The following is a 21182-nucleotide window of genomic DNA, read 5'->3' as shown; positions in this document are numbered from 1 at the left end:
GGGTCGTGACGGTCTGGACCGACCGTGGAATGCGGCGTGGTGTCCGCTGTTTCTCGGGTCACCCCGTGACGGTAACCACAGAATGAACAAAGTTCAATCCCAGATCGAACATTGTTCATTCTTTGCTCCGAGTCGGACACCGCGCAGCTCGCCCGCTACGGTGAGCTCGTGAGTTCTCCGAACGGGAAGTCGATCTACGGCGACGCCGAGGCCCGGCGACGCCGCACTCTCGACGCCGCGGCCGAGCTGCTGGACGAAGGGGGGTACACCGCGCTCACCATTCGGTCCGTCGCGGCACGTGCCGGCACCAGCACCGGGCTGATCTACCAGTACTTCACCGACAAACAGGACATCTTCGCGACACTGCTCAACGAGAGCCAGCTCGAATCGGCACGGTTCGTGGCCGCGCTTCCCCGCGACCGTGGAGTCGCGGCGCTCGTCGCTGCCGTCATCCCCGAATCTGCGCGACAGTGGGCGCGCATCGGACGCCTCGCCGCGGTATGGCGCGACCTGGATGCTCGCGAGGGCCGCGACTCCACGGGCGCGCGCCGCACCGCGCGCGAGTCGGTCGGTCGCCTGCGCGTCACGGCCGAGCAGTACAACGCCGAACTGCTGCGGGCGATCACCGAGGCCGCGCAGGCGGAAGGCAGACCGCTGCGGGAAGATCCGGCGATGCTGCCGTTCGTGCTCTCGGGCCTCATGGGGGTAGCCGACACGCTCGTCAACAACTGGGCGGCTCATCTGGATCCAGCGGACCTCGTCGAGTTCACCGCGGACGCGATCACCCGCGGCATCAGCCGCTGAGCCCGACACGGCGCCCGCCCGACCGGACCCCGACCGCCCCGACCCGGCCGGTCGGCTACGACTCGTCCCGCCGGTTCTCGTACAGCTGGCGCAGCAGCCACAGCCGCAGCACGCGCGACACCGCGCCGGCCAGATAGAGCGCGCCGCCGATCACCGTGACCGCGAGCAGCGCCGATGCAAGTATCTGGTACGACGCGATATTGCGCGGGTCGTCGAGGCTGAGCGACGCGAGGTAGACGACGAACGACGCGATCACGCCGACCACCATCAGAACGAGACCGCCGATACGGGCGCGGGCGTCGGCGCGTCCGCTGCCCCCGGTCTTCGACTTCAACGCGGCCACGTCCTTCTCGAACTGGTCCCGCCGGTCCTCCGCGGTTGCGGTCATCGTTGTCCTCCTAGGTAACTGGTGGAAAGTTCACGGTCGATCTCGGCGGGGTCGCCGATGCGGACGACGCGGCCCTGCAGCATCAGGGCCGCCGTGGTCGCGATCGGCAGTACGGCGCGGGCGAACTGTTCGGCGACGAGGATCGACAAGCCCTCGTCTGCGAGTTGCCCGACGACGTCGTACATCTCGGTGACGACGCGTGGCGCGAGTCCCATCGACAGTTCGTCGAGGAGCAGCACCGTGGGGCTCGTACCCAGAGCACGCGACAGCGCGAGCATCTGCTGTTCGCCGCCGGACATCGATCCGGCGAGCTGGTCACGACGCTTCCCGAGGATCGGGAAGCGTCCGTACGCGATCTCTTCGAGGCGGGCGAGATCGGTCCCGGTGCCGGTCGCGACCCACAGGTTCTCTCGCACGGTGAGGTTCGCGAAGATGCCGCGGCCCTCGGGGATCGTGCAGATGCCCAGGCGCGCGAGCGCCGCCGCGTCGACACCGTTGACACACCGGCCTGCGAGCCGGAATTCGCCCGACGCAACCGGCAGCAAGCCCGAACAGATCTTCAGCGTCGACGTCTTGCCGCCGCCGTTCGGCCCGAGCAGCGCGACGACCGCGCCCGGTCGCAGCGCGAGATCGACTCCGTGGAGCACCTCGATGGGACCGTACCCGGCGCGCACGCCGACGAGTTCGAGCAACGGTGCCGGGGCGTCGGATGCCGAACCCGTTCCCGGCGAGACTGCCTCGTGCTGCGCAGCGATTCCGGCAGCGGGCGTGTTCATGCGACCTCCTCCGTTCCGATGTAGGCCGCGACGACCGCGGGATCGTTCTGGATCTGTGCGGGGTCGCCGGACGCGATGCACGACCCGTAGTCGAGAACGTGGATGTGCGAGCACACCTTCATCACGAGCGGCAGGTCGTGTTCGACGAGACAGATCCCGAGCCCGTCGGCGGCGAGCCGCACGAGCAACTCGGCGAAATCCTCGGTCTCCTTCTCCGTCTGGCCGGACGCGGGTTCGTCGAGCAACAGCACGCGTGGATCGGTCATGAGCGCCCGCGCGACCTCGACGACGCGCGCACGGCCGGTCGGGATGTCGGAGACGTCCTGGTCCGCGACGTCGGTGAGGCCGGTCAGCTCGAGCAATCGGTCGGTTTCGGCGTCGAGGTCGCGCCGGTGGCGCACCCCGGCGCCTCCTCGTCCCGCGTGGTGGACCAGCCCCGTGTGGTGGATGTCGCCCGCGACCCGGATGTTGTCACGCACGGACAGCGACAGGAACAGTTCGAGCCGCTGGAAGGTGCGTGCGAGACCTTTGCGCGCCCGCTTGTACGGGGCCTTGCGAGTGACGTCCTCACCGTCGATCAGCACCCGCCCTGCCGTCGGCTTCTGCAGGCCGGTGACCGTGTTGAACAGCGTGGTCTTGCCGGCGCCGTTGGGCCCGATCAAGCCGGTCACAGCGCCGGCCCGCACCGCGATCGACACGTCGTTCACCGCCACGTGACCGCCGAATCGCACGGTGATGCCGCGGGTTTCGAGGATCGGGCGAGCCGCGACGGCGGCTTCGGAATCAGGAGACGACATCGGTGAGCTCCTTGCTGTGCTGGGTCGCGGGGGCACGGCGTCGCGGTTCGGCCGGCAGCCCGAGTTCGCGGTCGACGCGGGCCATGGTGTCGTCGTCGTACGGCTCCCCGAGCCCGACCGTCTCGGGGTCGAGAGGGCGCCTGCGCGCCGCTTCCTCCGGACCGAGCACCGCGGTGGGCATGATCATCTCGCCCGCCACCGGCAGCGCGAACACCGTCACGATCGTGATGGTGGCGAACCACCAGTTGTCGAGGACTCCGGTGAGCGCGAGCAGGTAGGACACCGAGACGATCGCGGCACCGCCTGCGAGCACCGGCTTGGCGTCACGCAGCTTGCGGTACCCCTCGACCACCTGGTGCACGGTTCCGGACGGGTTGTGGCCCACGCCGATACCGATCAGCGCAGGGCTGACCGCGGCGATGTTGCCGAGCAACAGGTAGAGCCCCTCCAGATCGGGTTGCGCCTTGGCGAGGTTGTTGAACGAGACCATGATGATCGAGAAGCCGACACCGGCCATGACGCCGCCGAAGAACGCGCCGCTGACGTAGCCGATGCCAGCGACGACCGTGAGCATGAGCAGCGTGAGACTGATGACGATCGTGAAGGTTTCGCCGGACACCGAGCCCATCGCCGACGACATCAGGATGCCGCCGAGACCCGCGATGGCCGCGGAGAGGACGAACACACTCAGCTTGAGCTTCACCAGGTTCTGCCCGAGCATCGCCGACGCCGCGGGGCTGTCCTTCATCGCGGTCAGCCGCCTGCCGTATCCACTGTTGCGCAGTGCCACGAGCAGGACGCCGACGACCGCGAACACGACGGTGACGGTCATCAGGAAGGTCGTCGGGTCGGCGAGATCGACGGGACCGACCTTCAGCGGCGGGATCACCAGGTTGCCGCCGGTGAACAGCGAGAACTTGACGCCGAACAGTTCGTGCTCGGTGGTGTCGCGCAGCACCATGTTCGACAGGAACACGCCGAACGCCATCGTCGCGAGTGCGAGGTAGAGCCCCCGCAGGCGCAACGCGGGTAGCGCGACGAGCCCGCCGACGAGCGCCGCGACGATCACGCCCGCCACGATGCCGATCAGCGTGAGCCGCTGCGCGAGACCGGATCCGCTGATCCCGAAGTGGTACACGACGATCGTCGCGATCGCGCCGAACGACAGTGGTGCGAGGTTCATCTCGCCCGCGTAGCCGGTGAGCACGGTGAGCGAAAGCGCGACGATCGCGAAGCAGATGCCGATCGTCAGTGTGGTCACGGCCGACTCGACCATCAGCAGCCGGATCAGGAACACGATCACGACGAGCGCGACGCCCCACACGATCGCCTTGCCCACGCTCGGCACGTGATAGCGCTCGCGCGTGCGCACCGCGGCCCCGCGCAGGCGGTCGTGCGGCAGCACGATCAGTACGACGAACAGTGCGATCATCGGCAGCGACACCCGCAGGTTCGACGTCCAGGTCCAGGTCGAGGGGGCATACCCGAGCAGGTAGGTCCCGGACATGCCGAGCACGATCGCGCCGACGAATGTGCGCGGGATGCTGCGCAGGCGGCCGAACATCGCGGCCGCGAACGCATCGATCACGAGCAGCGTCAACAGGTTCGCTTCGAGCGTGCCACCACTGATCGGGGTGATGAGGATGCCGGCGAGCACCGCGAGCATCGAACTCAGTGCCCACGAGAAGCCCGCGATGCGTTCGGGATTGTGGCCGCTGAGCCGCAGCAGGTCCGGGTCGTCGACGACGCCGCGCATCGTCGCGCCCATCCGGGTGCGGGTGAACAACAGCCGCAGGCCGACGGCGATCGCGACCGCCGCAGCCAGGCACAGCAACTCGTGCACCCGCACGGTGGCGCCGAGGACGGTGATCTTGGCGTCGTCGCCGAAGAACATGCGCAGCGTGCGCGGTTTCTCCGGGTGCCAGAACCACTGTGAGAGGAACAGCATCCCCAGCATCACCGACACCGTGACCACGATCTTGGTGACATCCGCGGTGTCGCGCAGACCGCGCATGATGACGACGTACAGGCCCAGGCCCATCATCGGCCCGAACACGAAGAGCACGATCAGTACGGCAGGCAGCGTCGGCATCCCCCAGCCGATCGTGAGCTGCCAGTAGAGAAACGCGCCGAGCATGGCCTGCGCGCCGTGAGCGAAGTTGAATATCCCCGAAGTGTTGTAGGTGAGCACCAGCCCGGAGGCGGCGATCGCGTACACGGATCCGAGCACGAGGCCCAGAATCGTGAACGTCACGAATGTGTCCATGAGCTAACCCTTGTCAGTGGAGACCCGCCGGTCGGGTGGACTCGCAGTGGTCCGAGCGTGCGGGGCGGTACCGGATCCGGCACCGCCCCGGCGTGCCCGGTGGTGACCGGTGCGGTCAGACCTGCGGCTTGATCACGTTCGGGCCGAGGTACTTGGTGGAGATGCGGTCGGGGCCCAGTTCGGTGCCCCATGTCGACGGCTCGGTCTTGATCAGATACTCGTCACTGCAGTCGAACTCGGCCTTCTTCTCCGGGAACGCCTGCGTGTACTCGCCGCCTTCGAGCGCGACCATCAGACCGCACTTCGCCGGCATGTTCTTGCCCGGATCGGTCACCGCGTGCAGGCCGCCACCGTCCCACTCGTGGATGCTCGCGAGCTCGTCGATCATGCACTGACGCGTGAGATCCGACCCGCATTCCTTCGCGGCCGTCGCCCACAACAGGAACGACGACGTCGCCTGCATACCCAGCAGCGCGGTCTTGCCGCCCTGCGCTTCGACGAGCTCCTGGTACTTCGCGACCGCGGGCACCTCGTCGGCATTCTCGAGCATCTGGAAGGTCATGTCGGCGTTGAGGTTGTCGAGCAGGCCCGAGCCCTCGTTGAACTCGCTGGCCGTGTCCGCGTACCAGGTCGCCTCACCGAAGATGATCGGGTCGAGGCCCACCTGCTGGACCGCCTTGAAGAAGTTGAATTCGTTGGGCACCGGCGACCGCGACGTCCACAGTCCCTTGACGCCGCACTGCTTGTACTTCTCGGCGAACGGCAGGTAGCTGGGCTCACCCTGGTAGTTGATCGTGACGCCGCAGTTCTTGAGCTCGAACCCGGCGGCCTCCGCCATCGAGCGCGTCTTCTGCAACGACGTGATGATCGTCGGCATCGTCGATCCGACGAGGTCGAAGTCCTTCAGCATGTCCGGATGCATCTTCGCCATCTGGAACCACGCGGCGCCGTTGGCGTAGTCGACGGGGAAGGGCACCCCTTGGAAGGTCATAGGGCCGTTCGCGGCGTCCGGGGACACCGTGTACGCGGGAACCGCTGCCATGTTGCACGCGACGCGGGTCTGCTCGGCGGTCTGGTCCATCGCGAAGCCGTGGCCGACCATCATGAACTCGGAGCGGCACGCTTCCTGCATCACCGTGTTCGCCTGCGTCATCGCGGCGTCGTAGTCGGTGCCGACGATCGTGCGGCCGTTGATACCGCCCTGCTCGTTGCACCAGTCGATCATCGCGGTGACGGCGTCGGACATCTCCTTGTTCAGTCCGGGGCTCTGCGCGTAGCCGCGGTCGTCGCCGTAGCCGATCTTGATCTCGGTGTCGCTGACTCCCTGATCGGTGGCGCCGCTCGCGTCGCCCTCGCCGCACGGCGATTCGAGCGTGCCGAAGTCCTGCGACCCGCCCGAACTCTCCTGCGCCTCCGCGGCCTGCGTTCCGCTGCCGATCGGCGACGCCCCGCGTTCCGTGGCGCACGACGTGATCGTGAGCACCGCGGCCGCGAGCATCGCCGCGGCCGTCACCGCCTTGCGACCGCGCCTGCGCCGACACCGGCTGACCGGTGGTTCCGAAATCGATGTCACGACGAGGGCCTCCTTCTGCTCGTTCGCAGCGCCGCCGTGGACACGGCGCTGCCTGTGCAACCACCAGGACAAAAGGAATTTCCCCAGGTGTGGCGGCGAAAGTAGCGACGACGGGGCCACTGGGACCGGACGTTCTCGGTCAGTGGGACTTCGGGGTGAGCTTCGCCACATCGCCTACCCGAAAGTGACGTGGACCGGCATTCTCGGGAACCACAGCGCGCGGGCTCGCCCCTCGTGCCGCGTACACGTGCGCGGCTGTACTTTTGCGCGGCCGATCCCCCACAATCGATGCGTGACCGCAGAGCTCGTCGTCCTACTGGTCGTGGTCGTCACGGCCCTCGCTTTCGACTTCACCAACGGCTTTCACGACACGGGCAACGCGATGGCCACCTCGATCGCGACCGGAGCTCTGCGCCCCAAGGTCGCGGTCGCACTGTCCGCCACGCTCAACCTCGTCGGCGCGTTCCTGTCGGTCGAGGTCGCCGCGACTGTCGCGAAAGGGGTCGTCGACCTCGGCACCGTGAGCGGCGAAGCGCTGTTGCTCATCGTGTTCGCGGGTCTGGTCGGCGGCATCATCTGGAATCTCACGACGTGGCTCCTCGGCCTGCCGTCGAGCTCGTCGCACGCGCTGTTCGGCGGCCTCATCGGTGCCGCGATCGCGTCGCTCGGCATGAGCGGTGTCGAGTGGGGCGGCGTGCTCGGCAAGGTGGTCGTGCCTGCCCTCCTCGCGCCCGTCGTCGCGGCACTCGTCGCCGCGGTCGGCACCCGCCTCGTCTACAAGCTCACCGACTCGGTGTCCGAGGACCGGCGCACACGCGGCTTCCGGCTCGGCCAGATCGGGTCGGCCTCGCTCGTCTCGCTCGCGCACGGCACGAACGACGCGCAGAAGACGATGGGCGTCATCTTCCTCGCGCTCGTCGCGCACGGTTCCCTCACCGCCGACGACGAGATGCCCTTCTGGGTCAAGTTCACCTGTGCCGTCGCGATCGCACTCGGCACCTATCTGGGCGGATGGCGCATCATTCGCACGCTCGGCAAGGGTCTCGTCGAGATCGCGGCGCCGCAGGGCATGGCCGCCGAGTCGTCGTCCGCGGCGATCATCCTCACGTCCAGCCACTTCGGCCTCCCGCTGTCGACGACGCACGTCGCGACCGGCTCGATCCTCGGCACCGGGCTCGGCCGCAAAGGCGCCGAGGTGCGCTGGGGCGTCGCGGGCCGCATGGTCGTGGCGTGGCTGGTCACCCTGCCGTCGGCGGCCGTCGTCGGGGCGGTGTGCTGGGCCGTCGCGCATCTGATCGGCGGACTGCCCGGCGTCGTGGTCGTGTTCGCGGCGCTGTGCGCGCTCGCCGGCTACATGTTCCTGCGCTCGCAGCGGCAACCCGTCCACGCGGGCAATGTCAACGACGAGTGGCAGGGCGGCTCCGACGACGGGCACACGCTGCCTGCGTCGGCCCACGGTGTCTCGCCCGACACCGACCTCCCCTCCGAGTCCGATCCGCTGCGACAGGGCCGCCGATGACACTCCTCACCGACACCCTCGACTCGCTGTGGCAGGTCGTCGCGGTCGGCCTGCTGTTCGGTGCAGGCCTGCCTGCACTGTTCGCTCTCGGCCTGCGCGTGCTCGACTCCGGCAGCGACGAGCACGGGCGCACGAGCCCGCTCGCGCACGTCGGCGCGTGGCTGTGTTTCGCCGTCGTGCTGATTGCCATCGCCGCTGGGATACTGATGCTGACGAAGGACTTCCTGGCCGGCACGTTCGGCCTGAACTTCTTCTGAGGAAGCACCGCACCCGCGCGTCGCACCCGCGCTCCACGCGCCGCACGGCAGTGTTTCCCCCGACGAAATGAGGTACCCGTGGTGAAGAACTCGATCGGTGCGGTCCTCGACTGGCTGCGCGCGGGCTACCCCGACGGCGTGCCGACGAAGGACCATTTCGCGCTGCTCGCCGTGCTGCGCCGCCGGCTGACCGCAGCCGAACTCGACGACGTCGTCGCGCTCGCGATCGACACGGCAGGCGACCATCCCGAACGCGTCGTCGACTACGACAATCTCGTGCGCGTCATCGCCGACGTCACGCACGAGGAGCCGACCGACGAGGACATCGACCGCGTCACCGCGGTACTGGCCCGGGCGGGCTGGCCCGTCGAGGACGCCGAGACGGACAGTGGCACCGAGACGGACAGTGCCGACGCGGCCGGGGACAGGGACGGATGAGCATGCCCCCGTTGCTGACGTCGATCGTCGCGTGGCTGCGGGCCGGGTATCCCGACGGCGTGCCCGAACAGGACTACGTCCCGTTGTTCGCACTGCTCAGCAGGCGCCTCACCGAGAGCGAGGTCGCGGCCGTGGCCGACCGCCTCGTCGACGACGGCGACCTCCCGATCGACAAGACCGACATCGCGGTACTGGTCACGAAGGTCACCAACGAGATGCCGCTCGAGTCGGACGTCGACCGCGTGCGTCGTCACCTGCGTGCCGGCGGGTGGCCACTCACCGATCCCCCGTCGCCCGAATGAGCCGCGGGCGCGCGATTCCGATCCGGATGCCTGCGCGCGGCCGCGATTCGTGCGCGTGACAATCTGACAGCGTGTCCGTTCTCCGTCCGCTTCCCGTCCCCACCGGTGCAGGCGTCCACGCGCTCCTGCCCACCCTCGCCGACGCCCTCGCAGGTCGCGGCCCCGCATGGTTGCCGGTGCCCGCGAGCGACGCGCGTGAGACCGCGCGGCTCGCCGCCGCGCTCGCCCCGGACACCCCGATCGACGACGACGTCGCACTCGTCGTGGCGACGTCGGGCACCACGGGTGTGCCGAAGGGTGCCCAGTTGAGCGCCTCGGCGCTACGCGCGAGCGGCGACGCGACCCACCGCCGTATCGGCGGCACGGGCTCGTGGCTGCTCGCACTGCCCGCGCAGCACATCGCGGGCATGCAGGTGTTGCTGCGCAGCGTGCTGTCGGGTACCGAGCCGACCGTGCTCGACGTGTCGGGCGGATTCGACCCGCACGCGCTGCCCGACACGATCGCGGCGATGCCCGGTCCGCGCCGCTACTCGTCCCTCGTGCCGACGCAACTGGTCAAGGCCCTCGACGTGCCGGACGCGGTCGCGGCGCTCGCGGAACTCGACGCGATCCTGGTGGGCGCCGCGGCACTGCCGATCCCCGTGCTCGAACGCGCCCGCGCCGCCGGCCTGACGATCGTCCGCACGTACGGCATGAGCGAGACGTGCGGTGGCTGCGTGTACGACGGCGTCCCGCTCGACGGCGTCCGCGTCCGGATCGACGGCGACAGCCGGGTGCTGCTGGGCGGGTCGGTACTCGCATCGGGCTATCGCGGGCTGCCCGAACATCCCGCGTTCGCCGAGTCCGGCTGGTTCCGCACCGACGACGCGGGCGTGTTCGACGACGGCGTGCTGCGCATCCTCGGGCGGCTCGACGAGGCGATCTCGACGGGCGGACTCACGGTGGTCCCGCAGGTGGTCGAGGCCGCGCTCGCGGGGCACCCGGACGTGCGCGAATGCGCGATCGTGGGTGTTCCCGACGACCGGCTCGGGCAGCGCGTCGTCGCGGTCGTGGTGCCCGCCGCCGATCGCACGCCCACGCTCGAGTCGCTGCGCGAGTTCGCGGGACGCACGGTGGACAGGACAGCGTGCCCCCGCGAGCTGTTCGTCGTCGACGCGCTGCCGCTGCGCGGCCCGGGCAAGATCGACCGCCGCGCACTCGTCACGCGAATCTCCCGCTGACCCGGCAGGGCGCTGACCTGCACCGACGATCCCACGCGCGCGTGTGGCCGTGCCGTGCAAGCGCAACGCAAGGGCCGTGCAAGAGGTGCCCGGCACCGTAGTCGGCATGACTTCTTCACCGCACTCCGCCGTCCCCGCGATCGAGGCCGACGGGCTGGTCAAGCTGTTCGGCAAGCAGCGCGCCGTCGACGGCGTGAGCCTCGCGGTGCCGCAGGGCACCGTGTACGGCGTCCTCGGCCCCAACGGCGCGGGCAAGACGACGACCGTCCGGATGCTCGCGACCCTGCTGCGGCCGGACGGCGGGCGGGCCCGCGTCTTCGGCCACGACGTCGTCGCCGAACCCAACGCCGTGCGCTCGCTCGTCGGCGTGACCGGTCAGTACGCGTCGGTCGACGAGGACCTGTCGGCGACCGAGAACCTCATGATCTTCTCCCGCCTGCTCGGCCTGAGCGGGCGCGACGCGAAACGCAAGTCGACCGAACTCCTCGAGGAATTCGGCCTCACCGAGGCCGCGGACAAGCCGCTGAAGAACTTCTCCGGCGGCATGCGCAGGCGTCTCGACCTCGCGGCGAGCCTCATCTCGCACCCGCCGCTGCTGTTCCTGGACGAACCGACCACGGGCCTCGATCCGCGCACCCGCGCACAGATGTGGGACACGATCCGCCGCCTCGTCGCCGACGGGTCGACGGTCCTGCTGACGACGCAATATCTCGACGAAGCCGATCAGCTCGCCGACCGTATCGCGGTGATCGACCGCGGCCGCGTGATCGCCGACGGCACCGCGAACGAACTCAAGGCGTCCGTCGGCACGTCGTCGCTGGGTCTCGTACTGGTCGACCGCACCGACACCGAGCGCGCGCGGGTGATCCTGTCCGGCTTCCTCGGCGTCGAGGTGTCGGTCACCCCCGAGGCCGGCGGCCTCACCGCGCCGCTGACCGATGCGTCGATCACGCCGGAACTACTCATCCGGCTGCGCGACGAAGGCATCGCCGTCGACGAGATCACCGTGCAGAAACCCAGCCTCGACGAGGTCTTCCTCACCATCACCGGTCACGACGCCCCCGGCGACACGACCGAACCCGAACGGAGCATCGCATGACCACCACGATCGAACGACCCGGCGCAGCCGTCCGCGCCACTCCCCAGGCGGCCGGCCGGATCGGCCTCGACCAGGCCGTCCGCAACACCCTGACGATGGCGCGGCGCGGGCTGCTGAAGATCAAGCACAACCCCGAGCAGCTGTTCGACGTCTCGATCCAGCCGATCATCTTCACCCTGATGTTCACGTACATCTTCGGTGGCGCGATCTCGGGTGACGTGGCGAGCTACCTGCCGATCATCATCCCCGGCATCCTGGTGCAGACCGTGATCACGACGTCGATCGTGACGGGCACCCAGTTGCGCGAGGACATGGACAAGGGCGTGTTCGACCGCTTCAAGTCGCTCCCGATCGCGCGTATCGCCCCACTGTCCGGCGCGCTGACGGCCGACGTCGTGCGCTACGCGATCGCCACGACCATCACCCTCGTGATGGGCCTGCTGATGGGTTACCGGCCAGGCGGCGGCGTGGTCGGGGTCGTCGCCGCCGGCCTGCTCGTGATGGTGTGCGCGTTCGCGATCAGCTGGATCTTCGCGCTGATGGGCGTCGTGATGCGCAAGGCATCGACCGTGCAGGGTGTCTCGATGCTCGTGCTCTTCCCGCTCACGTTCATGTCCAATGCGTTCGTTCCCGCCGACACGATGCCCGGCTGGATGCAGGCGTTCGTGAAGATCAACCCGGTCTCGCACCTCGTGACGGCGGTCCGCGAACTCGCCAACAACGGGCATGCGGGCATGGATCTGGTGTGGGCCCTCGTCGGTGCCGCCGTCATCGTCGCGATCATGGCTCCGGTCACCGTGCGCGCCTACATGCGCAAGGCCTGAGCGGCGGCGTCGCGCCCCGCGACCCGGCCGAAGGCGAGGGCGTCGGCGATGTGGAATCCGCCGTCCTTGGCCCAGCTGTACGTCGAACTCAGCTCACCCGCCGCGTACAGCCCACGGACGACGTGCCCGTGTGTGTCCAGCACCCGGGCACGTTCGTCCCGTCGGGGCCCGCCGTTGCTCCACCCCAGCAGCGGGGTCACCGTGAGCGCGTAGAACGGCGGCTGCGCGACCGGCCCGAGCCGCTCCGCCGGTCGACCGAAGGCGTCGTCCCGGCCTGTGGCGCACGCCGCGTTGTATGCGGCGACCGTGCGCCCCAGCGTCTCCGGGTCGACGCCGATCGCCCGCGCGAGATCCTCGATCGAATCGGCACGGGCGATCAGACCCGACTCGATCTCGGCGCTGTTGTCCTCGCTCCACGCGTCGCCTTCGACGAGCATCTTCCACCCGACCGGAAGGACTCCACGCGGCGGGCTCAGCGGCCCGGCGACGCGCATGCGTTCGTCGAACACCATGTGGAACGGGCGGAGCGGAAAGAGCTCGAGGGTGCCGTTGCGGTCGATGTGACCGTGCCGGTTGGCGGCGCATTCGTCGACGAAACGTCGACCGTCCTTCGCCACGTACACGAAGTGCGACGCGGCCGCCATCAGAAAGAACCCGGCGTCGCCGGCCCCCCGCACACCCTCGATCGTCATCATGTTGTCCATGTGCCACAGGTCGGCGCCGACGGACTGGGCGAGCGCGTGGCCGTCTCCGGTCGACAGCGGCGAACCCCACCGCACGTACTCCGGGACCCGCAGGTAGTCGCGCACCATCGACGGATTCGCCGAGAACCCGCCGGTCGCGAGAACCACGCCGCCCCGGGCCCGCAGCCGCGCAGTACCGGACGGTCCTTCGACCTCGACTCCGGTCACCGCGCCACCGTCCGTGAGCAGAGCGACCACCCGTGTCGAGAGCCGCGGCGCGAGACCACGAGCCGCCAACGCCTTCGCCAGGACGTCGGCGAGCAAGCCCTCCCCCATGCGGCCGCCGACGGTGTCCATGCCCAGGTAGCACTCGCTTCCCGGTACACCCGCGTACTCGGCTTCGACGTGATAGTCACCGCTGCGTCCCACGTCGGCCCCGAGCTCTTTCAGCCACCGCGAGTTCCCGGCGGTCTCGCGCGCCCACACCTCCACCACCTCGTCCGCCACCGGGTAGTCGCCGCACAGCGCTCGGAGGAAGGTCGCTGCACGAGCCGGATCGTCGTGCACGAACCAGCCTCCGCCCGACACCCGAGTGTTGCCTCCCACAGTCGACTCGTCGCCCTTGTCGACCACCACGACGGTCGCCCCTGCCGCGTGTGCGGCGAGGGCCGCTGCGGCGCCCGCCGCACCGGCACCGACCACGATCACGTCGCACTGTTCCGAGACGGTCTGTCCCCCGGCGGCGTCGGTCATGTGTTCCTCCTGTTTCGGTGTGGTCCGTGTCGGTTCGGCCGTGCCGTGTCGAGTGACGGCCTGTCGAGCGACTGTGCTCGCCGGGGAACCCGACGGCAGCGGCCGATCCCGCTACGCGGAACGCCCACAGCCTGCCCTGGCGGCGGTGGGCGGACGGCGACCACGGTTCGACTCGCAGGTCACGGGTATCCCCCTCCCATGGATGCCCACCGACTGCTGCCGACCGCGGAGTCGCTCGCCGTCCTCGACCGCCCGACCGCCGCGGAGGGCGGGGCCCCGATCACCCCTGCGCCGGGCTGAGCGGGAGGTTCGTTGCAGGCGCGAACGATCGCCGACCTTGCGGCATTTCTGCGGGCCCCCGTCGTCGGGGGCTCGCAGAACGCGATCGACAGGTCGGACGGCGCCCTTCACGACCTCGCCCTTCACGACCTCGCCCTTCACGATCTCGTCGACGATTCGCGCACGGTGTCCCCCGGCGACGCGTATCTCGCGGTCGCCGGGGCGCACCGGCACGGGCTCGACTTCGAGGACGACGTCGTCGACGCGGGTGCCGTCGCGGCGGTGAGCGATCGGCCCGCACGACACCTGCCCACCGTGGTCGTCGAGGACGCGCGCCGCATCGCGGGGCCGCTCGCCTCGTGGTTCCACGGCGAGCCGTCCCGGCAGCTGCAGGTGTTCGGGGTGACCGGCACGAACGGCAAGACCAGCACGACCCACTTCCTGCACACCGCGCTCGACGCCCAGGCACCTGCCGGTCTCGCGTCGGGTGCGGCGGTGACGGGCGAGCCGGTGCGCCCCGAGCGCACGACACCCGAGGCAACGGTTCTGCAACGCACTCTGCGACGGTTCCTCGACGACGGCCGCACCGCCGCGGCGCTCGAGGTGTCCTCGCACGCGCTCGTGCAGCAGCGGGTGGACGGCGTGCACTTCCGTGTCGCGGCCTTCACCAACCTGAGCCGCGACCACCTCGACTTCCACCACACGATGGACGCCTACTTCCGGGCGAAGGCGTCGCTGTTCGTTCCGGAACGCACCGACCTCGCGGTAGTCGGTGTCACCGATCGGTACGGCAGGCGGCTGGCAGCGCAGACTCGGGTGCCGACGTGGACGTGCTCGCCCACCGACCGATCGGCCGACGTGTGCGCGACCGATCTCGAGGCCGGACCGCACGGCGCGTACCGGTTCACCGCGCGCACCCCGGCGGGCGACGCTCCCGTACGCCTGCGGCTCAGTGGACCCCATCAGGTGCCCAACGCGCTGGTCGCCCTCGCTGCGGCGGTGGCGGCGGGCCGCGACGTCGTCGCCGCCGCCGACGCGATCTCCCGGCTGCCGGGTGTGCCCGGTCGGTGCGAACCCGTGTACTGCGGCCAGCCCTTCACCGCGCTCGTCGACTACATGCACAATGCCGCCGGTGCCCGCGCGATGCTGCCGTATCTGCGCGAGCGCACGCCGGGGCGGCTCATCATGGTGACCGGCACGACCGGCGAACGCGATCGCGGCAAACGCCGCCCCTTCGGTCGGCTCGCGGGCCGCTACGCGGACCTCGTGATCGTCACCGACGAGAATCCGTACGGCGAGGACCCGGCCACCCTGCGGGCCGACATGCTCGCAGGTGTCCACAGCGCCGCGCACGCCGTCGTCGTCGAGGAGCCCGACCGGCGCACCGCGATGCGCCTCGCGACAAGCCTCGCCGACGCGGGCGACACCGTCGTCGTCACCGGACGCGGCAGCGACCAATGGCAGTACTTCGGCTCGCGCCCAGTGCGTTTCGACGATCGCATCGAGCTCGCCGACGCGATCGCCGCCACTCGCCCGCCGGACACGATGTCACACGATGTGCGCTCGTCGATGCGCAGGATGTGACATCGCGACCGCGGGCCGGGCGCTCACAGGGTGCAGGCGACCTCGCCGAGCGCGGCAAGGGTGCGATCCCACCGGGCGACACGCGAGAGACCGCGTGCCCTCGAATATGCTTCGCGCCATCGTGATTCGCCGACAACCTCCGCCGCGGCCGCGATCTGGGCGTCGTGACGCAGCATGCCGAAGTCCTGCCGTCCACCCCCGGTGACGCCCAGCGCGAGCAGTTCGAGGCCTGCATCCTCGCGGCCGGACGCGACCAGCGCACCGCCGACGGCGACCACGACCGCGCCGGTGAGCGGGCGGTCGACGAAGTCCGGCCGGTCCTTGCGCCCCACGGTGGCCCGCACGGTACGGGCGGTGAGCTCGCGCACCTCGCCCGCGCGGCCCGCGAGCACGAACGCCGCGATCGCCGACGCCGCCACGAGCAGACCGAAGGGATCGCCGTAGGTGTCCTCGAAGACCTGCGACTCGACGACGGCGAGCGCTTCGCGGTAGCCGGCGAGACCACGCTCGACGTCCCCGTCCGCGAGGTCCGCCTCGGCGAGGGTGGCGACGAGCGCGGCGCGGCTCTGCTCGAGATCGCGCGGATCGGCCGGCCCCGGGTCGTCGACCACCGCGCGGAGCAGTGCACGCGCGTCGTCGACGCGGCCCGCGGAGATCAGCGACGACGCACGGTAGCTGTGCAACTGACGTGCCTCGTCGACGGCGCCGAGAGCGTCGAGCGCCACGGCCGCCTCGGCGTAGTACTCGGCCGCATCGCCGGGATTGCCCGTCTGCCCGAGCATCGACCCGACGAACTGGAATGCGACAGCACGCGACCAGATCCCGCCCGCTTCGCGGCTCGCCTCGACACCGAGCCACCCGTCACGCAGCGCCCCCTCGACGTCGCCCAGGTTCTCGCGCAGGTGGGCGCGCGTGGCGAGCGCCGCCATCCGTGTCACGGGGTCGTCGGAGCGGACGCCCTCGGCGACGGTCCGGCCCACCCGTACAGGCTTGCCGATCGCGAGCACGAGGTCGACGAGAAACCGCAGGATCGCGCGACGTGGCGGATGTGCGCGCACCCGGCGCCGGAGCGCGAGGCGCACCCGAGCCTGCCCACGGGGCACCTCCGCGAACACGACATGCGGGCCGAGCAGAAGCCACACGGTCACGATCGAATCGTCGGATCCCGGTGCAAGGTCGCCGTTCTCGAGGACCTCGAGCACGCGCGACGTCCAGGTGATGACCTCGGAGTGCGCGCCTCGCACCGACCACAGCGCCGCGAGCACCGCGAACGTCGACGCGGTGGTGACGGCATCCTCCGATGCCACAGCCTGCCGTAGCACCGCAAGCAGGTTGTCGTGGTCGGCGTCGACGGAGCGCAGCCCCTGCAGTTCGTCGTCCCATGCTGAGGCGATGGCCCGGTCGGCGAACGCGCGAGCCCATGCCGCCTGGCGGCGGTACACCTCGTCACTCTCCCCTGCCTCGGCATCCGCCAGTCGCATCTCGCCGTACTCGCGCACCGTTTCGAGCATGAGGTAGCGGATCGTGGGACTGCCGTCGGGCGCGTCGGCGTCGACGACGGTCAGCAGCGACTGGTTCACGAGCCCTTCGAGCGCGCTGTCGACGGGGTCGCCGAACGCGCCGGCCAGGTCGCCCCAGTCCGCGACGGCACGTGCGGCCTCAGCCGTGAAACCCGCCGGGAATCGGCACAGCCTGCGCAGCACGATCTGCTCGTGCTCGCCGAGCAGCTGCCAGCTCCAGTCGATCACGGCGTGCAGGGTGCGGTGCCGCTCGGGCGACGTGCGGTCGTGCGAGCGCAACAGCGCGAAACGGTCGGCGAGCCGGTCCGCGATCTCCTCGAGGCTCATGGTGCGCACCCGCGCCGCCGCGAGCTCGAGCGCGAGCGGCAAACCGTCCAGTGTGCGGCAGATACGTTGCACGACGGCGGGATCGAGGGACGCCGACGGCCGCACCGCACGGGCTCGGCTCTCGAACAGCAGCACCGCGGGCGCGTCCGCGTCCGCATAGCCGAGAGGCGCGAGCGGGTAGACGACCTCCGCACCGAGATGCAGCGGCGACCGGCTCGTCGTGAGCACGGTGAGCTGTTCCGCGGCGCTCACGAGGTCGGCCACGAGGTCGGCCACAGAATCGCCGACGTGCTCGCAGTTGTCCAGGATCAACAGCAGCGAACGACCGCGCAGTTCGGACCGCAGGCGGTCGCGTGCCGAGTGCAGGCGACCGATCGTGCGCCCGGGCGCGAGATCGACCTCGCTGAGCCCGAGGGTCGCGCTGACCGCCGCCAGCACGTCCTCACCGCTGCGCAGCGACGCGAGTTCGACGAGTGCCACCGACTCCTTCTCCGCGACGCGACGACCCAGTTCGTTGACGAGCCGGGTCTTGCCGGTTCCGCCGGGCCCGAGCACCGTGACGACGCGCGCGGCGGCGAGCAGTGTGTCGAGCGCGGCGAGATCGTCGTCGCGGCCGAGCAACGCATTCGGTGCCGCCCGCAGCCCGACAGCGGAGCCGCGCGGCGCCGGGGCGAGCACGGACTGCTCCGGTTGCGGGCCGGCCGATGCGGGACGGACCGGGGCCGCCGGACCGTCGACGTCACCGCGCAGGATCTGTGCGTTGAGGTCGACCAGCACGGGCGACGGGTCTGCGCCCATCCGGTCGGCGACGGACCGTCGGTACTGCGCGAACAGCGCGAGCCCGTCGGTGCTGCGGCCCGACCGCGCGAGCGCGAGCATCGCGTGCCCGACGGCCTGCTCGTCCCACGGCCGCCGTTCGACCCGCACGACGGCCCGCGACACCGCTTCGGCGGTCTCGCCCGCGGCGAGCAGGGCGTCGATCTCCGCGGCCTCGAGCCGTTCGTGCACACGCGCCGCGGTTTCGGTCAGTTCGTCGGCGGCGGCCCCTGGTGTCAGATCGGTGCCCGGCTCGCCACGCCACAACGCGAGCGCCGAGCGCAGGCGCCCCAGCGGCACCGACGCGGTGCGGTCCCACTCGTCGGCGGCGTCCTCGGCGACCGCGAGATCGACCGCGGCGCGCGGCAGTCGCAGCCGGTATCCGGACCCGACACTCTCGAGGACGTCGCGCGGCAGCACCGCGCGCAGCCGCGAGATCTGCGTGTGCAGCGCATTGCCGGGAGACTTCGGCGGCCGGTCGCCCCACACCTCGTCGACGAGCGCCGCAGCCGATCGCACCCGGCCGGGGGTGCGCGCGAGTGCCGCGAGCAGGCTGCGGGCCCGGATGCCGGGCACCGCGACCAACTCGTCCGCGGTGGCCGACCCCACGGTACGACGAGTCGCGACGTCACCCAGCAGGGCGACGTCGATGCGTACGTCGCCGTCGCGCACCGCGTCGAGACTCATGTACTGCTCACCGTCGTCGATCGTATGGCACCACACGCCGGGCGTGCCCGCGCGCCGGTGCGAACCGCGACGCTGCGAAGATCGAGTCATGGCAACCGCTGCACAGTGGATCGAAGGCGCACGTCCGCGCACCCTCCCGAACGCGATCGCGCCCGTCCTCGCCGGTACCGGCGCGGCCGCGTCGCTCGACGGCGCGGTGTGGTGGAAGGCCGTTCTCGCGCTCGTGGTCTCGCTCGCGCTCAACATCGGCGTCAACTACGCGAACGACTACTCCGACGGGATCCGCGGCACCGACGACGAACGCGTCGGGCCGATGCGGCTCGTCGGATCGAAGGCCGCGTCGCCGGGCGCCGTGAAGGTCGCCGCGCTCGCGTCGTTCTCGGTCGCCGCCGTCGCCGGCCTCGTCCTCGCCGTCACCACCGCGTGGTGGCTCGTCGTCGTGGGCGTGGTGTGCATCCTCGGCGCCTGGTACTACACCGGCGGCCGCACCCCGTACGGCTACAACGGGCTCGGCGAGATCGCCGTGTTCGTGTTCTTCGGCCTCGTCGCGGTGCTCGGCACACAGTTCGTGCAGGCCGAGCGGGTCGACTGGGCGGGACTCGCCGCAGCCGTCGCGCTCGGCGCGCTCTCGTGCGCCGTGCTGGTCGCGAACAACCTCCGCGACATCCCGAGCGACACCGAGACCGGCAAGCGCACACTCGCGGTGCGCATCGGCGACGCGAAGACGCGCATGCTGCACCTGGCGCTCGTGAGCGTGCCGTTCGTCGCGACCCTCGTCCTGATCGTGCGCACCCCGTGGGCCCTGCTCGGCCTGCTCGCGTTGCCGTTCGCATGGCGCGCGAACGCACCGGTGCGCGGCGGCAGGCACGGACTCGAACTGATCCCCGCGCTACGCGACTCGGGCCTCGCGATGCTCGTGTGGGGCGCCGCGACGGGCATCGCACTGGCCGTCGGCTGAGCCGCCGGCCCCGGCCTCAGTTCTTGTCCGGGACCAGCGCGCTGAGCACGAAGTTGACCACCGAGATGATGAGGGCGCCCCACACCGCGGTCCAGAACCCGTCGACGGTAAGACCGTATTCGGTCTGCGACGAGATCCACGCCGTGAGCATGAGCATCAGCGCATTGATCACGAGCGTGAACAACCCGAGCGTGACGATGAGCAGCGGGAACGACAGCAGCTTGACGATCGGCTTGACGAACGCGTTGACCACGGTGAAGACGAGCGCGACGAACAACAACACGAGCACGTCGCCGCCGGTGCCCTGAACACCGCCGTCCTGACCTGTGGTCGCGATCTGGATGCCCGCGAGCCACGCCGACGCGAGCCAGATCGCGAGCGCGTTGATGACCAGCCGTATCAAGAAGCTCATGGCGTGCATGCTGGCACACGCGCACCATGCTGGGCGAATGAGAGTGCGGCCCACACGGCGAACGAGAGTGCGGCCCGCACGCTCACCACCGCGCGGCGGCCCCGTCGACCGCCGCTTGCAGATCGGCCGCGACGGTGCGGGTGATCTCGGCCGGTCGAGCGCCGAACTCGAACAGCGGCGCGCCGAGGAACACGCTCGCCTCGCGAACCGCCTCGCGCGGGCGGCCGTACGCGGATTCGGGTCCGTACGAGAGCCCGATCGACAGCAGCACCGGCGTCGCACCGCGCTTGGCGGCGCGCATCGCGATGTGACCGATGCCCGAGTTGATGTCGGTGAGCACCGCGGGATCGCCGAGATTGCATGTGCCTTCGGGGAAGATCGCGAGGCTGTCGCCCGCCGCGACCCGTTCGGCCCCGACATCCATCATGCGACGCCCCGCATCCGCGACGGCCCGCATCCCGTGGTTCTTGCCGCGGAAGACGGGGATGCCGCCCATCAGGTCGATGCGCCTGCGCAGTGCGGGTTCACGGAAGAGCTCGTCCTTGGCGAGCACACGCGTGCGGCCGACGATCGGGCGCAGTGCGCTGCGCCAGGCCGCCGCCGCCAGGACGTACGGATCGTTCTCGGTCAGATGGTTGACCGCGACGACGAACGGCCGGTGCACCTGCAGCGCCGCACGGATGCCCGCGGCGGCGCCGGGTGCGTACGCGACGCGGGGCCGGAACCGCCGCCCGAGCAGTGCGTACGCGGCGCGCGCGAGCGGCACGTTCTGCCGGTGCACGGCGTAGAAGTCGTACACCGCGTCCTGGTTGTCGAGAGTCACCTCGGGTCGCGCCGCCATGAGCCACCTTCCGTCCTGAACCTACGGATTCGTAGGTTACGACAACGTAGGGTCCGGAT

19 protein-coding genes are annotated in these 21182 nt (G+C 70.2%); 10 read left to right on the top strand and 9 right to left on the bottom strand.

The window, feature by feature from the left end; translation table 11 throughout:
- Positions 1–168 precede the first annotated feature (168 nt).
- The gene (locus tag HCA44_RS15400; RefSeq protein ID WP_169649920.1) at positions 169–804 is read left to right on the top strand and encodes a TetR/AcrR family transcriptional regulator; all 636 of its coding nucleotides are present in this window, start codon (positions 169–171) and stop codon (positions 802–804) included.
- A 55-nt stretch (positions 805–859) separates the two neighbouring features.
- Here HCA44_RS15400 and HCA44_RS15395 read toward each other — a convergent pair whose 3' ends face one another.
- The 5 genes from HCA44_RS15395 to HCA44_RS15375 all read right to left on the bottom strand — a co-directional run bounded on the left by HCA44_RS15395 (position 860) and on the right by HCA44_RS15375 (position 6529).
- The gene (locus HCA44_RS15395; RefSeq protein ID WP_169649918.1) at positions 860–1192 is read right to left on the bottom strand and encodes a hypothetical protein; all 333 of its coding nucleotides are present in this window, start codon (positions 1190–1192) and stop codon (positions 860–862) included.
- Positions 1189–1968, bottom strand: coding sequence for an ABC transporter ATP-binding protein (locus HCA44_RS15390; RefSeq protein WP_169649916.1), 780 nt, complete (start codon positions 1966–1968; stop codon positions 1189–1191). Before HCA44_RS15390 ends, HCA44_RS15395 begins: the two co-directional genes overlap by 4 nt.
- Positions 1965–2765, bottom strand: coding sequence for an ABC transporter ATP-binding protein (locus HCA44_RS15385; protein WP_169649914.1), 801 nt, complete (start codon positions 2763–2765; stop codon positions 1965–1967). The genes HCA44_RS15390 and HCA44_RS15385 overlap by 4 nt, the downstream gene beginning before the upstream one ends.
- Positions 2752–5031, bottom strand: a complete 2280-nt coding sequence (locus tag HCA44_RS15380; protein ID WP_169649912.1) for an ABC transporter permease — start codon at positions 5029–5031, stop codon at positions 2752–2754. Before HCA44_RS15380 ends, HCA44_RS15385 begins: the two co-directional genes overlap by 14 nt.
- Positions 5032–5146: 115 nt before the next feature.
- Positions 5147–6529 carry an ABC transporter substrate-binding protein gene (locus tag HCA44_RS15375; protein ID WP_169650029.1) on the bottom strand — a complete coding sequence of 461 codons (1383 nt, stop codon included), beginning with the start codon at positions 6527–6529 and terminating at the stop codon, positions 5147–5149.
- A gap of 367 nt (positions 6530–6896) precedes the next feature.
- On the opposite strand from HCA44_RS15375, the gene HCA44_RS15370 reads away from it, so the two are divergent.
- From HCA44_RS15370 to HCA44_RS15340, 7 genes are all read left to right on the top strand, one after another.
- Complete coding sequence (locus tag HCA44_RS15370; RefSeq protein ID WP_169649910.1) at positions 6897–8123, top strand: inorganic phosphate transporter; 1227 nt, start codon at positions 6897–6899, stop codon at positions 8121–8123.
- Complete coding sequence (locus HCA44_RS15365) at positions 8120–8380, top strand: hypothetical protein (RefSeq protein ID WP_169649907.1); 261 nt, start codon at positions 8120–8122, stop codon at positions 8378–8380. Before HCA44_RS15370 ends, HCA44_RS15365 begins: the two co-directional genes overlap by 4 nt.
- Positions 8381–8458: 78 nt before the next feature.
- A complete protein-coding gene (locus tag HCA44_RS15360; RefSeq protein WP_169649905.1) occupies positions 8459–8818 on the top strand; it encodes a DUF3349 domain-containing protein in 360 nt (119 codons plus the stop codon).
- Positions 8815–9120, top strand: coding sequence for a DUF3349 domain-containing protein (locus tag HCA44_RS15355; RefSeq protein ID WP_169649903.1), 306 nt, complete (start codon positions 8815–8817; stop codon positions 9118–9120). Before HCA44_RS15360 ends, HCA44_RS15355 begins: the two co-directional genes overlap by 4 nt.
- A 71-nt stretch (positions 9121–9191) precedes the next feature.
- Positions 9192–10340, top strand: coding sequence for an o-succinylbenzoate--CoA ligase (menE, locus tag HCA44_RS15350; protein WP_169649901.1), 1149 nt, complete (start codon positions 9192–9194; stop codon positions 10338–10340).
- Between the two features lie 106 nt (positions 10341–10446).
- Positions 10447–11439 (top strand): ATP-binding cassette domain-containing protein, encoded by a 993-nt coding sequence (locus HCA44_RS15345; RefSeq protein ID WP_169649899.1) that lies wholly within the window; start codon positions 10447–10449, stop codon positions 11437–11439.
- Positions 11436–12263 carry an ABC transporter permease gene (locus HCA44_RS15340; protein ID WP_169649897.1) on the top strand — a complete coding sequence of 276 codons (828 nt, stop codon included), beginning with the start codon at positions 11436–11438 and terminating at the stop codon, positions 12261–12263. The genes HCA44_RS15345 and HCA44_RS15340 overlap by 4 nt, the downstream gene beginning before the upstream one ends.
- Here the strand turns inward: HCA44_RS15340 and HCA44_RS15335 are convergent.
- Positions 12245–13699 (bottom strand): FAD-dependent oxidoreductase, encoded by a 1455-nt coding sequence (locus HCA44_RS15335; protein ID WP_169649895.1) that lies wholly within the window; start codon positions 13697–13699, stop codon positions 12245–12247. The two genes, HCA44_RS15340 and HCA44_RS15335, sit on opposite strands and share 19 nt — an antisense overlap.
- Positions 13700–14011: 312 nt before the next feature.
- Between HCA44_RS15335 and HCA44_RS15330 the strand changes: the two genes are divergently transcribed.
- Positions 14012–15562, top strand: coding sequence for a UDP-N-acetylmuramoyl-L-alanyl-D-glutamate--2,6-diaminopimelate ligase (locus HCA44_RS15330; protein ID WP_169649893.1), 1551 nt, complete (start codon positions 14012–14014; stop codon positions 15560–15562).
- A gap of 23 nt (positions 15563–15585) precedes the next feature.
- On the opposite strand, the gene HCA44_RS15325 is transcribed toward HCA44_RS15330, so the two are convergent.
- A complete protein-coding gene (locus HCA44_RS15325; protein ID WP_169649892.1) occupies positions 15586–19002 on the bottom strand; it encodes a BTAD domain-containing putative transcriptional regulator in 3417 nt (1138 codons plus the stop codon).
- Between HCA44_RS15325 and HCA44_RS15320 the strand changes: the two genes are divergently transcribed.
- On the top strand, positions 19001–19870 hold the full coding sequence (locus HCA44_RS15320; RefSeq protein WP_169649890.1) for a 1,4-dihydroxy-2-naphthoate polyprenyltransferase: 870 nt from the start codon (positions 19001–19003) through the stop codon (positions 19868–19870). The two genes, HCA44_RS15325 and HCA44_RS15320, sit on opposite strands and share 2 nt — an antisense overlap.
- A gap of 16 nt (positions 19871–19886) precedes the next feature.
- On the opposite strand, the gene HCA44_RS15315 is transcribed toward HCA44_RS15320, so the two are convergent.
- Both HCA44_RS15315 and HCA44_RS15310 read right to left on the bottom strand, forming a co-directional pair.
- Positions 19887–20282, bottom strand: a complete 396-nt coding sequence (locus tag HCA44_RS15315; RefSeq protein ID WP_169649888.1) for a phage holin family protein — start codon at positions 20280–20282, stop codon at positions 19887–19889.
- 82 nt (positions 20283–20364) lie between these two features.
- Entirely contained in the window at positions 20365–21123 is a 759-nt protein-coding gene (locus tag HCA44_RS15310; protein WP_169649886.1) for a lysophospholipid acyltransferase family protein, read from the bottom strand.
- Positions 21124–21182 lie beyond the last annotated feature (59 nt).

It is taken from the genome of Rhodococcus sp. HNM0569 (assembly GCF_012726205.1).
In the GTDB taxonomy this organism is placed as follows: Bacteria; Actinomycetota; Actinomycetes; order Mycobacteriales; family Mycobacteriaceae; genus Rhodococcus_F.
This window is presented reverse-complemented; position numbering and strand designations above follow the sequence as displayed.